Genomic DNA, 14289 nt, shown 5'->3' on the forward strand with positions numbered 1-14289 from the left:
GGGAGCACCGGAAGGCGCCCGAAGGAAGCCGGAGGAGCGCTGAAGGAGCACTGGAGGAGCGCTCAGCCCACCGCCCTGAACGGAGGTGCGGCTGTGGCTTCCACGGATGGAAGCCTCAGCCGCATCTCCGATCGCCGCCGCGCGGCAGGCACCCTGGTCGAGACCCGGGTCCCGTGGATCAGCCCTTGATGGAGCCCTCGGTGAGACCGCCGCGCCAGAAGCGCTGCAGCACCAGGATGAGGATCGCCAGGGGGATCACCGAGAGCAGCGCGCCGCCGACGGTGAGCTGGTAGAACTCGGGCAGACGGTCCGTCTGCGCTCTCCAGTTGTCCAGGCCCAGGGTGATCGGGTAGAGCTTCTCGTCGGCCAGCATCACGAGCGGCAGGAAGTAGTTGTTCCAGATCGCGACGAACTGGAACAGCAGGATGGTCACGATCGCCGGGGTCAGCTGGGGCAGCGCCAGGCGATGGAACAGTCCCAGCTCGCTCACCCCGTCGATGCGTCCGGCCTCGAGCATCGAGTCCGGCACCGCGGCGCCCGCATACACGGAGGCGAGGAACAGCCCGAAGGGGCTCACCAGCGACGGGATCAGCACCGACCAGTAGGTGTTGGTCAGACCCACGGAGCTGAACAGGAAGAACAGCGGGAGCGCGACAGCCGTGCCGGGCACGAGCACTCCGCCGAGGATCAGGACGTATACGAAGGACCGGCCCGGGAAGCGGTACTTGGCCAGGGCGTACCCGCCGGCGACGGCGAAGTAGGTGGCGAGCACCGAGCCGACGCCCGAGTACAGGATCGAGTTCAGCGCCCACCGCGGGAAGATCCCGCCGTTGGCGGTGAACACGCTCCGGATGTTCTCGAACAGCTGGAACGAGTTCCCGAACCAGAAGCCGTTGGTGCCGAACAGGTCCTCGGTGGACTTGGTCGCGTTGATGACCACCCAGTACACGGGGACGAGGAAGTAGATCGCGACGATCGCGAGGATCGCGGTGACGATGATCGTCGTGGTCGGCCGACGGCCGGCGTCGCGGGTGCCTGCGCGATTGTCGCGGGCGTTGGCGCGCCGCTGCCCGGGCGGACGCCCCGCTCCTCCGGGGCGGGGGCTGCTGGCGGGGGTCTTCTCGGTGGTGCTCATCGACGCTTCTCCGTCCACTGGGAGATACCGAGCGCGACCGCCGACAGCACGAAGGCGGCGACCGCGATGATCACGGCCTGTGCGGCGGCCATCCCGATGTCGTTGTACTGGAACGCATAGGCGTACGCGGACATGTTCGGCGTGAACTCCGAGGTGATCCCGGAGCTCATGGTCTGCAGCAGCCTCGGCTCGGCGAACAGCTGCAGGGTGCCGATGATCGAGAAGATGATCGTCAGCAGCAGGGCCGGACGGATCAGCGGCAGCTGGATCGAGGTCGCGACCCGGAAGGAGCCGGCTCCGTCGATCTTCGCCGCCTCGTACAGCTCGCCGGGGACGGCCTTGAGCTGGGCGATGATGATCAGCATGTTGTAGCCGGTGTACGTCCAGGTCACGATGTTCGCGATGGACCACAGCACGGTGCTCGGACCGAGGAAGTCGACCTCGATCCCGACCAGCGAGAGCACATCCACGATCGGCGAGAGGCCCGGGATGTAGAGGAACGACCACAGGATCGTGGCGATCACGCCGGGGATCCCGTAGGGCAGGAAGTAGGTGGCGCGGAAGAGCCCGGGCCACCGGGCGCTCGCGGACTCCAGCAGCAGCGCGAGGATGGTCGCGGCGACGATCATGACCGTCACCTGCACGGCCCCGAACAGGACCATGCGGCCGATGGAGGCGACGAAGTTCTGGTTCGTCAGCGCCGCGACATAGTTGTCGAGACCGGCGAACGAGCTGGTCACGCCTCCTTCTCCGAGGAGGCCGGAGCGCTGCACGCTGCTGAAGCTGTAGCCGATGGCCATGATGATCGGGACGATCATCGTCAGCACGAACAGGAGCAGGAAGGGCGCCAGCAGCACCCAGGGGGCGGTTCTCGACCTCATCGTGCGACCTCCGCGTTCAGTCCGATGTCTTGCATGATCGAGACGATCTCGTCCTGGGACTCGGCGAACATGTCGCCCATGCCCATCTCTCCGTTGATGACCGAGGTCATGCCGTCGCCGATGATCGCCATGGCGCGCTGCATGAGGGGTGCCCAGGTCCAGTCGAGGTTCTGGCCGGCGGCCATGTCGACGATGACGTCCTCGTTGTAGTTCTGGCCGGAGAAGAACTCCGAGGGCTGCTGCCGGACCTCCCCGATGTAGTCGGCGGCCGGGGACCAGCCGATGCCGGAGTTCTCGATCATCGCGTCGATGCCCGCAGGATCGGTGCACATCCAGGTGAGGAACTCGAGCGCCTCGGCAGGATGCCGGCTGTTGGCGAGGATCGCGGCCGACGAGCCGCCGTGCGCGCCGGAGGCATAGCCGCTGTCCCAGGTGGGCATCGGGGCGACGGCCCATTTCCCGGATCCGTCGGGGACCGACTCGACGAGGGCGTCGGACCACGAACCGGAGATCGTGGCCAGCACCTTCCCCTCGCCGGCGGCCGCCATCCACGGTGTCGAGAAGGCGCCGTACCCGGTGCCGACCAGCTTGTCCGCGAGGATGCCGTCCCAGAAGTCGGCGACCTGCAGGGAGGCGTCGTCGGTCATGTCGACGATCCAGCCGTCACCCTCGGGCCGGAACCACACGGCCCCGGCCTGCATCGCCCAGCCGACGGGGTAGGAGCCGTCGGTCGGATCGAGGGTCATGAAGGTCTTGCCCGCCTCGGAGACCTGCCCCGCGACCTCGCGGAAGGCGTCCCAGGTGCTCGGCGCCTCGAGGCCGAGCTCGCCCTCGAGGACCTCGCGGTTGTAGAAGGTGGCGATCGGGCCGGTGTCCTGCGGGACGCCCCAGTAGGAGTCGCCGACCTTCGCCTGGCTGATCGCACCGGGATCGAACTTCGCCACGTCGTCGCCGAAGCCGTAGCGGGTGAGGTCGACGAGCGCGCCGGCGAGCGCGAACTCGGGGAGGCTGCGCAGCTCGACCTGGGCGATGTCGGGACCGCCGCCCGCGGCGACCGCCGACAGGATCTTGGCGTAGCCGCCGCTGTTGCCTCCGGGGATCCAGACGGCCTCGACCTGGATCCGGTCCTGGGTCGCGTTGAAGACGTCGGCGACCTTCTGCAGGTCCTTCAGCCAGGCCCAGTAGGTCAGCTTCACCGGACCGTCGGAGGCTGGGATGGTGGGCTCCTGGTTCACCTCACCAGGATTGGGCGGTGCGCACGCGGCCAGGGCGGCGGCCGTCAGCGCGGCGCCGGATCCGGCCAGTGCGGATCGCCTCGAGAACCTTCGCATGGGAGTGTGCTCCTCTCGTCCTCATCGTCGAGGTGGCACCACCATAACGGACTCTGACCAGTGTGCGTTTTTTGATGAGGAACGGCCGTGACCTGCAGTGGTGAGCGATCACGGGGCTCCGGCCGACCACCATCCCATCGTCGACGCTGGTCACGGCGAGGGCACCCGGGCAGAGGGCGACGACGGCCGGGCGACGCACAGGCGCAGCGACGGCGGGACGGAGCGGAGGGCGACGACGGCCAGGCGACGCACAGCCGTCAGCGTCGAGGGCCGGGGTGTCGCTGCGCGGGAACGGCGACCTCCCCGCCAGCGCGCGAGGACGGGTCAGTCTCCAGCGGTGATGGAGCCTTCTGCGGCAGCCGAGTCGTCAGCGGTGGCCGAGTCGTCAGCGGTGGCGGACTCGTCGGCGGTGGACGAACGGGAGGAGTCTCTGGAGGTCGTGCTCCGGGAGGTCGTGTCGACGGACTCATCCTCAGTGCCGCTCGAGCTGCTCGAACCGCTGCTCCCGCTGGTGCTGGAGCCGCCGGTGGAGGACTCGTCGGTGGTCGAGTCCTCGGCGCTGCGACCGCTCCGGTCCGAGCCGGTGGTCGAGGACTCCTCGGACGACGAATCGCCGGAGGTGGCGTCGTCGTCGGAGGAATCGTCGTCGGACGAGCTGCCCGAGGAGGAGCCGTCGGTCGTGGAGCCCTCGGAGGTCGACCCGTCCGTCGATCCGTCGGTCGTCCCGTCGGTCGTGCCGGTGCTCGAGCCCGAGGAGCCGTCGTCGGTCGTACCGGTGCTCGAGCCCGAGGAGCCGTCGTCGACGGTCTGCTCGTCGGTGCCGCCGGACGTGCTGTCGTCGGCGTCGCTGTCGGTGGTGCGAGGAGCGACCTGGTCGGTTCCGGTGACGGACCGCTGGATCTGCCCGGTGCCGGGCGAGAGCTCGACACCGAGGATCCGCTGGACGGCGAACACCCCGCCGAGGGCGACGACCGCGATCGCGAGGCTCATCAGGGCGATGCGGAGGATCTTCCGCCCGTGCGAGGGCTCCGACGCATCGCCCGATGCCGCCGCATCCCCCGACGAGCCGTCCGTCGGATCCGAGGTCCCCTCGTCGACCCCGCCGATCGCAGCGGCCATCGCCTCGGCAGCGGTCATCCGGTCCCCGGTCGAGATGGCTTGCTCCCCGGTCGCAGCCTCCCCGGTCGCAGCGTCCGGTTCGTCGGCGGAGGGCAGCCGCCACGGGGACCGCTTCGCCTCATGGCCGCGAGCGCCGTCGGCCTCCTGCCCGCGGAGCCTGCGCAGCTTGCGCCGCTTCACCTCCTTGAGCTTGGCGGTGCTGTGCCGCACGGAGTCCGTGTAGAGCGCCACCGTACCCGCGGAGACCACGGAGGTGAGAGCCGCACCGATCACCGTGCCGGCGACGCCGAGCTGACCGCCGATGACTGCGGCGGTCGCCGCGGCCGCTCCGCCCGCGATGAGGCTCGTCGGGGAGAGCTTCTTGACGGCGGACTCAGGCTCCTCCTCGTCCGAGCCCTCGACGCCGCCCGTGCTTCCGCCCCCGCTGTCGACTCCGCCTCCGCCCATGGCTCCGTCGCCGCCGCGGACAGCGCCCCCGCTGCGGAGAGCGCCCCCGGCATCGACGTCATGGGTCGCCGTCGGCGCGGACCCGTCCCTGCGAGGCTGCTCCGGCGGAGGGTCGGACCTGCGGCGTCCGGCCACGGGGACCGAGGCGCCGCTGTGCTCGACATCGTCGACCCCGGCGCTCTGAGGGGCGTCGGGGTCGAGAGGACGGACGGAGGCGGAACGGACGGATACTTCTGCCATGGCATCCACTGTGGCGCCGTTCAGTGAGAGTTTCCGAGGACCTTGATCACTCCTTCCCGAGTGTCCACACAATCCCCTCGAACCGTCCCGGCCGCCTGCACGATCTCCCTCCCTCCTTCCCGCTCCGCGTCTGCGTCCGTGCAGGTGAAGAGCACCGGACCATGCGGGATGCGCCCGTCGGGACGGTCCCCCGGCCCCGGATGACGGGGCGTGCGCGAGCGCGGATGTGAGCGATCGGACGTCGGCTTCGGAGCGTCGGGTGCACACTGGCCCCATGGCGACACCGCGCATCGAGGATCACGCCCTGCTGTCCGACCAGCGCTCGTGCGCGCTGGTCACCCGAGAGGGGACCATCGACTGGCTGTGCCTGCCGCGCTTCGACTCCGACGCGGTCTTCGCCTCCCTGCTCGGCGGCCCCGAGCATGGCCACTGGACGCTGCGCATCGCCGACGGCGAGGTCGTCTCCCGCCGCTACCTGCCCGGGACGATGGTGCTGGAGACGACATGGCGCTCCCCCACGGGCCGCGCGATCGTCACCGAGCTCATGCCCGTCCCCGATGCCTCCGCCGCAGCCGACGGGTCCGACAGATTCGACAGGCCCGCGGCACCCGAGCAGGCCGACCTGATGCGGACGGTGGCCTGCATCGAGGGCGAGACGGAGGTGGTCAGCGAGCTCGTGATCCGTTTCGAGTACGGGAAGGCGATCCCGTGGGTGCGCCGCGGCCCGGACAGCGCCGGCGAGGAGGTCCTCATCGCCGTCGCGGGCGGCGACGCCCTCGCCCTGCATGGTCCGCGGCTGAGGCCCGACGGGCACCGTCATCGCGGTCGGCTCCGCCTCGGCGCCGACCAGTCCGCCTCCTGGGTCCTCACCTGGTTCCCGTCCTGGTGCCCCGTGCCCGCCGCGACCGCCGTCGGCCCCGCCCTGGAGGAGACCGTCCGCTCCTGGTCGCGCTGGCTGGACCCGGTGCGGCTCCGCCCCGCGAGCGCCGAGGCGGCCGACGGCGACGCGGACGTCGCTGAACGCGGGACCGGGCCGACATCCGGCCAGAGCGCCGGGAACGCCGCAGGGCAGGCGGCCGGGCGCTATGACGAGCTCGTCGGCCGCTCCCTGCTGACGCTGCGGGCCCTCACCCATCGGGACACCGGCGGCATCGTGGCCGCCGCCACCACGAGCCTGCCCGAGGACTTCGGCGGCGTGCGCAACTGGGACTACCGGTTCTGCTGGCTGCGCGATGCCGCGCTGTCGCTGACCGCGCTGCTCGCCCACGGCCATGTGGATGCGGCGATCTCGTGGCGGGAATGGCTTCTGCGCGCCATCGCCGGCGACCCCGAGCGACTCCAGATCATGTACGCGATCACCGGAGACCGCGAGCTCAGCGAACGCGAGCTGCCGCACCTTCCCGGATACGAGGGGTCGGCACCGGTGCGGATCGGCAACGGCGCCGCCGAGCAGTTCCAGGCCGACGTCGTCGGAGAGGTGATGATCGCCCTGGAGGAGATGCGGGAGGCCGGGATCGAGGAGTCCGCCTGGTCGTGGCCCCTGCAGAAGGCGCTGCTGCGCTTCGCCGTCGCGCACGTCGACAGCCCGGACCAGGGGATCTGGGAGATGCGCGGCGAGCCTGCCTTCTTCACGCATGGACGTGTGATGACCTGGGCCGCCTTCGACCGCGGCGTCCGGGCGGTCGAGCGCGACGGGCTGCCGGCCTCCGACGACGAGATCGCCCTGTGGCGGGAGCTGCGCGAGCGGCTGCGCGAGGAGATCCTCGCGCGCGGCGTCGGCCACGACGGCGCCTTCACCCAGACCTACGGCGCCGACGAGGTCGACGCCTCGCTGCTGCAGATCCCCCGCACCGGCTTCGTGCCGCACGACGATCCGCGGATGCTCGCGACCGTCGCGCGCATCGAGCAGGATCTGCGGGTCGGCGACGACGGGCTGATCCTGCGCTACCGGACGGCGGGCGAGCGGACAGGCGTCGACGGTCTGCCCGGCGATGAGCATCCGTTCCTGGTGTGCTGCTTCTGGCTGGTCGAGCAGTACGCCCGCTCGGGCAGGCTCGATGACGCCGAGCGTCTGCTGGACCGCCTCGTCGGCTGCACCGACGACCTCGGGCTGCTGGCCGAGGAGTACGACGTCGACGCGGGGCGCATGGCCGGGAACTTCCCGCAGGCCTTCAGCCACCTCGGGCTCGTTCGCGCCGTCGACGCGGTCATCGATGCGACCGCCGGCGCGGTCGACGACGCGGCCGCTGGCGCGGCCGCCGGCGCATAGCGGGCCCCTTATCACGTGCGAGGCCTCCGTGTCCCCCAGTTGCTCCGACTCGCAACCGCATCGGTGCTGTGCGGTGGTACGGTGACGCACCGGCGGTCCCCAGCCGCTGCACCGTCTCGAGGGCGCGACTCGCGCACCCGAGGTGGACGCCCTCCTCAGCGTCCCGCTGCGGTGCCCTTCCCTGAGCCCCCGAAGGACCACCCATGGTCGACATCCGGTTGGATGCGCAGTGGATCGACTACGCGATCATCGCGCTCTACTTCGTCTTCGTCCTCGGTGTGGGCTGGTTCGCCAAGCGCGGCGTCTCCAACTCCATCGAGTTCTTCCTCTCCGGCCGTTCCCTGCCCGCCTGGGTGACCGGCCTCGCCTTCATCTCCGCGAACCTCGGTGCCGTCGAGATCATGGGCATGTCCGCGACGGGCGCCGAGTTCGGCATGCCGACGATGCACTACTTCTGGGTCGGCGCGATCCCCGCGATGCTGTTCCTCGGCGTCGTCATGATGCCGTTCTACTACGGCTCGAAGGTGCGCTCCGTCCCCGAGTTCATGCGCATGCGCTTCGGCACCGGCGCGCACCTGGTCAACTCCTTCTCCTTCGCGATCGCGCAGCTGCTGATCGCGGGCGTGAACCTGTACCTGCTGGCCACGATCGTCCACCGCCTGCTCGGCTGGCCGCAGTGGGTGGGCCTGATCGTCGCCGCCGCGTTCGTCCTCTTCTACATCACCGTCGGCGGACTCTCCGCAGCCATCTACAACGAGGTGCTGCAGTTCTTCGTGATCGTCGCGGCCCTGCTGCCGCTGACCCTCATCGGCCTGCACCGCGTGGGCGGCTGGGGCGGCATGAAGGAGCGCATCGCCGGTGACGGCATGCTCGGCTCCGAGCAGCTGCACACCTGGCCCGGCGAGGCGCTCTCCGGCTTCGACAGCCCGATCCTCTCGGTCGTCGGCATCGTCTTCGGCCTCGGGTTCGTGCTCTCCTTCGGCTACTGGACCACGAACTTCGTCGAGGTCCAGCGCGCGATGGCCTCCAAGTCCATCACCGCCGCCCGGATGACGCCGATCATCGGCGCCTTCCCGAAGATGTTCATCCCCTTCATCGTGATCATCCCCGGCATGATCGCCGCGGTCCTGGTCAACGAGCTCACCGAGTTCAAGCAGCTGGACTTCGCGGGCGACGCCGACGGCGCCGCCGCCACCGGCGTCACCTACAACGACGCCCTCCTGCTGCTCATGCGCGAGGTGCTGCCCAACGGCCTGCTCGGCGTCGCGATCGCCGGTCTGCTGGCCGCGTTCATGGCCGGCATGGCCGCGAACATCTCCGCCTTCAACACGGTCGTCACCTACGACCTGTACGAGCAGTACGTGAAGAAGGACGCCCCCGACGCGCACTACATCAAGGTCGGCCGCATCGCGACCGCCGCCGCCTGCGTCATCGCCATCTTCACCGCCCTCATCGCCGGTCAGTTCTCCAACCTGATGGACTACCTGCAGACGCTGTTCGGGTTCTTCAACGCCCCGCTGTTCGCCACCTTCATCCTCGGCATGTTCTGGAAGAGGATGACCCCGGCCGCCGGCTGGTCGGGTCTGGTCTCGGGCACGCTGGCCGCGGTCATCCTGTGGAGCTCCTCGACCTTCTTCGGCCTCTTCGAGCTTCCGGGCCAGGGCCTCGCCTTCGTCTCCGCCGCCACCGCCTTCGTGGTCGACATCATCGTCTCGGTGGTCGTCACCCAGTTCACGACCCCGAAACCGGTCCACGAGCTCAAGGGCCTGGTGTACTCCGAGACCCCGAAGACGGACCTGGTCGATCCGGACGAGAAGGAGCTCCCCTTCTACCGCCGTCCGGTGCCGATGGCCGGCATCGGCCTGGTGCTCGTCATCATCCTGAACGTCGTCTTCGCCTGAGCACGGAACGAGGAGAGAACTCATGAGTGCACACAAGGACAACGGCTCGCAGGACGCGGGCCAGGCCGCCGAGCAGGCTGCAGGCAAGGGCGTCGGCTCCGGCGCCACCGTCGAGACAGCCGGTGCCTTCGACATCCGCAACTTCATCGGCGCCCTCGTCGGACTGTTCGGCGTGATCCTCACGGTGCTGGGCCTGTTCGCCTTCGATGCCACGGAGTCCGCCAAGACCGAGGGCCTGAACGCGAACCTCTGGGCCGGCCTCGCCATGGTCGTCGTCGCCCTCGCCTTCTTCCTCTGGGCGAAGCTCGACCCGATCCGCATGATCGTCCAGGAGAACGAGCCCGGCGCCGAGGAGCCCAAGGACATCGCCGGGCTCGACTGATCCCCCTCGCGACGGTCCGAGCCGCCGCTCGACCGAGCCGCCGCTTGGCCGAGCCGCCGCTTGGCAAGGAGGAGTGTCCGTCTACCACCGCTTGAAAGGCATTCAAGCGGTGGTAGACGGACACTCCTCTGCGTTTCCGGCCATATCCATGGGTCACGCCCAGCCTCCGCACGTCACGCCCAGCCTCCGCGCGGCGTGGCTGGGCTCCGCACGTCACGCCCAGCCTCCGCGCGGCGTGGCCGGTCTCTTCGAGCTGCGTGAGCCCGGTCTCCGCCCGGCGCCCGTGTGCTGGACCTCGCCGAGGAGTCGACGCACGATGGACGGACCATGCATCACGAGCACGCCGATCTCATCTGGTACGTCAGCTACGGATCGAACATGAACGCCGACCGCCTGGCCTGCTACATCCAGGGCGGTCGTCCGACGGGTGCGCTGATCGGCTACACGGGATGCCGCGACCGCACTCCCCCGCGCGACGATGCGGGCGTGATCCTGCCCGGGCGTCTGCACTTCGGGGCTCGTTCGAAGGTGTGGGGCGGGGGGATGGCCTTCTACGACCACGACGTCGAGGGGCCCACGCCGGCACGCGCGTACCTGGTGACGGTCAGCCAGTTCGTCGACATCGCAGCGCAGGAGATGCACCGGGAGGTCAGCGACCATGACCCGCTCGAGGAGGTCGTGAGGTCGGGGGTCCCGGGAGGACGCCATGTCGCGGGGCCGGGACGGTACGAGACCATGCTGCGGGTGGGCGATCGTGAGGGCATCCCGATGCTGACGTTCACCGCGCCCGACGGGATCCACGAGATGCCGCCGACGGAGCCGACGCCCACCTATCTGGGGATGCTCGCCGAGGGACTCCGTCAGGCGCACGGCTGGGATCGCGACCGGGCCGAAGCCTACTTCTCCGCCCGCGGAGCGCATCCGGACGCGGCCTCCCGGGTCGACGTCGGCGCGGGTGCCGACGTGACCGCCTGACCGTCGGCTGCGTCGCGCCCGGCCGATGCGCTGGTCAGCGCAGGGCTGCGGCGATCTCGTCCAGGGAGTCGACCTCTCCGTAGCCGGTCAGCAGCGGGAGGGCCTTGATGGCGGGGACCGTGCAGGTCTCGGGGATGTCGGTGGTGGCGACGACGAGGTCGGAGCCGGCTGCGCAGCTCGCGCCGTCGGAGCATCCGTCGTCGGCGGCGAAGTCCATGACGCGGGCCTGCTTGACCGACGCCTCGATCCCCTCCTGCAGCAGATGCTCGCGGACCTTCTTCGCAACGATCTGCGAGGTGGCGACGCCTGTGCCGCAGACGACGAGGACCTTCTTCATGGACAGCTGCTCCTTCGAGGATGAGGACTGACGGCACGCTGATGGCAGCGCTGTGCCGCCGACGCGCTGCCGTGCGTCCGCGGCCGATCCATCCTGCCCCTTCCTCGGACGGTTCGCACCCTCAGGGTGACGAGATCCTGGTCATCCGGAAGACAGATCCTGGTCATCGGAATGACGTGATTCAAGGATCACGCCCGATGGGAGGCTCAGTCCGCGTCCTCGTCCGTCGGCATGACCTGGACGCGGCGGACACCGTCGACATCGGTGAGCTCGGCGACCAGGTCGTGCATCGGCGGCTTGCCGACGAAGCGGGCGTCGAGGTGGACGAGGGTGGTGCCGTCGTCGTCCTCGGTGCGCCGTGTGCGGGTGATGCCGACGGTGAACCCCATGGCTGTGGCGGTCGCGAGGACCCCGCGCAGGACACCCTCCCCGTCGACATAGGACAGGCGCAGCGTGCGCCGACCCTCGCGGTCGGGGATGCGTCGGACCAGGGGCGCGACCACCCAGAGCGTCGCCAGATGCAGGACCGTCAGCAGCAGGCCGAGGGAGAGCATCCCGGCACCGCAGGCCATGCCGATCGCCGCGGCCATCCAGATGGTGGCGGCGGTGGTCAGGCCGCGCACAGTGCTGCGGCCCTTGAAGATGACACCGGCGCCCAGGAAGCCGATGCCGGAGACTATCTGCGCAGCGATGCGGGAGGGATCGAGGTTGACGTCGTCGCCGAGGACGGCGGCGAAGCCGTAGCCGGAGACCATGGTGAACCCGCAGGAGCCGAGGCCGACGAGCACATGCGTGCGATAACCCGCGTACTTGCGCTGGAACTGCCGCTCGATGCCGATCAGCGAGCAGAGCAGGAAGGTGGCCCCGAGCAGCTCGAGCTCGAGGAGGAACGTCGGCTGGATGAGTCCGATGACCGGGGTCACCGCTCCAGGCTAGACCCCTTTCTCCGCCTCGGGTGCAGCCCCGCCTCACCCGGCCGATCCCACTTTCGTGACCTGCACGATCGCCCCGCTCGGTCCGGACGACCGTCCCCCGCTCCGGACGACCGCACCCGCTCGGTCGGGACTGTCGTCTCCGCTCGGTCCGGACTTTAGCGCCCGCCTGACCTGGTCGGTCGCGTCGGCTGGGCGGGAGGCGCAGGATGGGGGCACGGACCAGCACCCTCTCGAAGGAGCGCAACGTGGCCACCGCATCCGCATCCGCATCCGCATCCGCATCCGCATCCGCATCCGACCGTCCCGCCGTCACCGCCGACCGGATCGCCGATCTGCTCGCGCGCATTCCGCGCAGCTCCTTCGTCGGCGGCGCCTTCCTCGGCGGCGCACCGGGCCTCGACGTCATCGACCCCGCGACCGGACGCGCGCTCACGCAGATCGTCGACGCCGACGCGGAGACCGTCGGCCGCTCCGCCCTCGACGCCGCGGTCGCCGCCCAGGAGGACTGGGCCGCTACCCTCCCCCGCAAGCGCTCCGAGATCCTCCGCCGCGCCTACGAGCTCTCCCACGAACGGGCCGACGACCTCGCCCTGCTCATGACGCTCGAGATGGGCAAGCCGCTGGCCGAGGCATACGGAGAAGTGACCTACGGGGCGGAGTTCCTGCGCTGGTTCAGCGAGGAGGCCGTCCGACTGGGTGGGGAGATGCGTCGGGCACCGGCAGCCGACCATGCCATCCTCACGATCGCCCGGCCCGTCGGCCCCGTCCTCGCGATCACCCCCTGGAACTTCCCCCTGTCGATGGGCACCCGCAAGATCGCTCCGGCGCTCGCCGCGGGCTGCACCGTCGTCCTCAAGCCCGCCCGCGCGACGCCGCTGACCTCCCTGCTGCTGATGGAGATCCTGCGGGACGCCGGGGTCCCCGACGGCGTGGTCAACTGCGTGGTCACCTCCGGATCGGGCACCCTGTCCTCGACGCTCATGTCCGATCCGCGGCTGCGGAAGGTGTCGTTCACCGGCTCCACGGACGTCGGCCGCACCCTCCTCGCCCAGGCGTCCGAGCACGTGCTGAAGGCGTCTATGGAGCTCGGCGGGAACGCCCCGTTCCTCGTGCTGCCCTCGGCCGACGTCGAGACCGCCGTCGCGGCCGCGATGCCCGCGAAGTTCCGCAACAACGGCGAGGCCTGCACCGCCGCGAACCGCTTCTACGTCCACTCCTCCGTCGCCGAGGAGTTCACCGCGCGTCTCGTCCAGGAGACGCGGGCTCTGGTCGTCGGGCCGGGGACCGATCCGACGACGACCCTCGGCCCGCTGATCGACGAGGATGGCATCGCCAAGGTCGAGGAGCTGGTCGCCGACGCCGTCCAGCGCGGCGCCCGCATCCTCGCCGGCGGTGAGCGCCGGGAGATCGACGGCGGGTTCTTCTATGCTCCGACGGTCCTCGCCGACGTCCCCCGCGACGCCCGCGTGAACCGCGAGGAGATCTTCGGTCCCGTCGCACCGATCATCGTGATGGACGACGTGGACGACATGATCGCGGCCGCCAACGACACGGAGTTCGGCCTGATGAGCTACGTGGTCGGGGAGGATCTCGGCGAGGTGGTTCGGACCGCCGGACGCATCGAGTCCGGCATGGTCGCCGTCAACCTCGGCGTCGCCTCCGATCCAGCCGCCCCCTTCGGCGGCGTCAAGGAGTCCGGTCTGGGCCGCGAAGGCTCGCATGAGGGCCTGGACGAGTACGTCGAGCGCACCTATGTGCGGATGCCGCTGTGATGGGCTGAGCGGAGCAGGGCTGAGCTGGGCTGAGGTGGGCTGCGCCGTCACCGGCTCAGCGGCAGGTCGTCTCCGGCTCAGCGGCGCTCGCCCCGCCGGCTCGGATCCTCCACCCGGTAGTCGGAGCCGCGGCTGCCGCCGCCGCCCTCACGCGGTCCGTGACCGTCGCTGTCGCCGAGAGCATCGAGGTCCTCGTCATCGCCCGAGAGCTCGGAGAGCTCGTAGGGGTCGTCGCCCTCGGAGGCCATCTCGTCGCCGTCGCGGTTGCCCTGCTCGGCGGCGGCGAGATCCTCCTCGCCGAGGTCGCGCGGGAAGTCCGGTGCATAGTCGGCGCGCGTGGAGGCGTCCCGGTGCTCCTCCCGTTCGAGCTCGAGGATGCTATCGGCGTTCTCGACGCCGTCGGGTCCGGTGAAGCCGCGCTCCTGCGGGCTGCGGCCATCCCGATCGGTGCCCTGCCGTCCCTCGCGCCGGTCCTCCGAGCGGTCTGCGGTCCGATCAGCCATCGTGTCCTCCTCGACTCGTCGTCATCGAGCCTACGTCGTCACCGAGCCTACGTCGCAGGCCG

The 14289-nt window shown here is 70.1% G+C and carries 12 protein-coding genes; 5 read left to right on the forward strand and 7 right to left on the reverse strand.

From position 1 onward, the window contains the following. Positions 1-178: 178 nt before the first annotated feature. The 4 genes from ACZ5AJ_RS12115 to ACZ5AJ_RS12130 form a co-directional block, all read right to left on the reverse strand. Positions 179-1135 carry a carbohydrate ABC transporter permease gene (locus ACZ5AJ_RS12115; RefSeq protein ID WP_464135018.1) on the reverse strand — a complete coding sequence of 319 codons (957 nt, stop codon included), beginning with the start codon at positions 1133-1135 and terminating at the stop codon, positions 179-181. Further along, positions 1132-2016, reverse strand: a complete 885-nt coding sequence (locus ACZ5AJ_RS12120; RefSeq protein WP_464135021.1) for a carbohydrate ABC transporter permease — start codon at positions 2014-2016, stop codon at positions 1132-1134. Before ACZ5AJ_RS12120 ends, ACZ5AJ_RS12115 begins: the two co-directional genes overlap by 4 nt. After that, on the reverse strand, positions 2013-3347 hold the full coding sequence (locus tag ACZ5AJ_RS12125; RefSeq protein ID WP_464135024.1) for an ABC transporter substrate-binding protein: 1335 nt from the start codon (positions 3345-3347) through the stop codon (positions 2013-2015). The genes ACZ5AJ_RS12120 and ACZ5AJ_RS12125 overlap by 4 nt, the downstream gene beginning before the upstream one ends. A 324-nt stretch (positions 3348-3671) precedes the next feature. Then, entirely contained in the window at positions 3672-5153 is a 1482-nt protein-coding gene (locus ACZ5AJ_RS12130) for a hypothetical protein (RefSeq protein WP_464135028.1), read from the reverse strand. A gap of 274 nt (positions 5154-5427) precedes the next feature. Here ACZ5AJ_RS12130 and ACZ5AJ_RS12135 point away from each other — a divergent pair, with 274 nt between their 5' ends. The 4 genes from ACZ5AJ_RS12135 (at position 5428) to ACZ5AJ_RS12150 (ending at position 10680) form a co-directional block, all read left to right on the forward strand. Then, entirely contained in the window at positions 5428-7422 is a 1995-nt protein-coding gene (locus ACZ5AJ_RS12135; protein WP_464135032.1) for a glycoside hydrolase family 15 protein, read from the forward strand. Positions 7423-7625: 203 nt separating this feature from the next. Further along, complete coding sequence (locus ACZ5AJ_RS12140) at positions 7626-9323, forward strand: sodium:solute symporter family protein (RefSeq protein WP_464135035.1); 1698 nt, start codon at positions 7626-7628, stop codon at positions 9321-9323. Positions 9324-9345: 22 nt separating this feature from the next. Further along, entirely contained in the window at positions 9346-9705 is a 360-nt protein-coding gene (locus ACZ5AJ_RS12145; protein WP_464135037.1) for a hypothetical protein, read from the forward strand. 327 nt (positions 9706-10032) lie between these two features. After that, a complete protein-coding gene (locus ACZ5AJ_RS12150; protein ID WP_464135040.1) occupies positions 10033-10680 on the forward strand; it encodes a histone deacetylase in 648 nt (215 codons plus the stop codon). 34 nt (positions 10681-10714) lie between these two features. Here the strand turns inward: ACZ5AJ_RS12150 and ACZ5AJ_RS12155 are convergent, their stop codons facing one another. Further along, positions 10715-11017: a PTS sugar transporter subunit IIB gene (locus ACZ5AJ_RS12155; protein WP_464135042.1), complete on the reverse strand. Its 303-nt coding sequence runs from the start codon at positions 11015-11017 to the stop codon at positions 10715-10717. A gap of 206 nt (positions 11018-11223) precedes the next feature. Then, the gene (locus ACZ5AJ_RS12160; RefSeq protein WP_464135045.1) at positions 11224-11940 is read right to left on the reverse strand and encodes an MgtC/SapB family protein; all 717 of its coding nucleotides are present in this window, start codon (positions 11938-11940) and stop codon (positions 11224-11226) included. A gap of 218 nt (positions 11941-12158) precedes the next feature. On the opposite strand from ACZ5AJ_RS12160, the gene ACZ5AJ_RS12165 reads away from it, so the two are divergent. Next, complete coding sequence (locus ACZ5AJ_RS12165; protein WP_464135048.1) at positions 12159-13724, forward strand: NAD-dependent succinate-semialdehyde dehydrogenase; 1566 nt, start codon at positions 12159-12161, stop codon at positions 13722-13724. Positions 13725-13801: 77 nt separating this feature from the next. On the opposite strand, the gene ACZ5AJ_RS12170 is transcribed toward ACZ5AJ_RS12165, so the two are convergent. After that, a complete protein-coding gene (locus ACZ5AJ_RS12170; RefSeq protein ID WP_464135052.1) occupies positions 13802-14227 on the reverse strand; it encodes a hypothetical protein in 426 nt (141 codons plus the stop codon). Positions 14228-14289: the final 62 nt, after the last annotated feature.

Source organism: Brachybacterium zhongshanense (genome assembly GCF_055385755.1).

What these genes read in the sequence shown, in the direction of transcription:
- ACZ5AJ_RS12130 (WP_464135028.1), bottom strand. Translation starts at nt 5,153, where the DNA reads ATGGCAGAAGTATCCGTCCGTTCCGCCTCCGTCCGTCCTCTCGACCCC.
- ACZ5AJ_RS12135 (WP_464135032.1), top strand. Translation starts at nt 5,428, where the DNA reads ATGGCGACACCGCGCATCGAGGATCACGCCCTGCTGTCCGACCAGCGC.
- ACZ5AJ_RS12155 (WP_464135042.1), bottom strand. Translation starts at nt 11,017, where the DNA reads ATGAAGAAGGTCCTCGTCGTCTGCGGCACAGGCGTCGCCACCTCGCAG.
- ACZ5AJ_RS12115 (WP_464135018.1), bottom strand. Translation starts at nt 1,135, where the DNA reads ATGAGCACCACCGAGAAGACCCCCGCCAGCAGCCCCCGCCCCGGAGGA.
- ACZ5AJ_RS12140 (WP_464135035.1), top strand. Translation starts at nt 7,626, where the DNA reads ATGGTCGACATCCGGTTGGATGCGCAGTGGATCGACTACGCGATCATC.
- ACZ5AJ_RS12145 (WP_464135037.1), top strand. Translation starts at nt 9,346, where the DNA reads ATGAGTGCACACAAGGACAACGGCTCGCAGGACGCGGGCCAGGCCGCC.
- ACZ5AJ_RS12165 (WP_464135048.1), top strand. Translation starts at nt 12,159, where the DNA reads ATGGGGGCACGGACCAGCACCCTCTCGAAGGAGCGCAACGTGGCCACC.
- ACZ5AJ_RS12150 (WP_464135040.1), top strand. Translation starts at nt 10,033, where the DNA reads ATGCATCACGAGCACGCCGATCTCATCTGGTACGTCAGCTACGGATCG.
- ACZ5AJ_RS12120 (WP_464135021.1), bottom strand. Translation starts at nt 2,016, where the DNA reads ATGAGGTCGAGAACCGCCCCCTGGGTGCTGCTGGCGCCCTTCCTGCTC.
- ACZ5AJ_RS12125 (WP_464135024.1), bottom strand. Translation starts at nt 3,347, where the DNA reads ATGCGAAGGTTCTCGAGGCGATCCGCACTGGCCGGATCCGGCGCCGCG.
- ACZ5AJ_RS12170 (WP_464135052.1), bottom strand. Translation starts at nt 14,227, where the DNA reads ATGGCTGATCGGACCGCAGACCGCTCGGAGGACCGGCGCGAGGGACGG.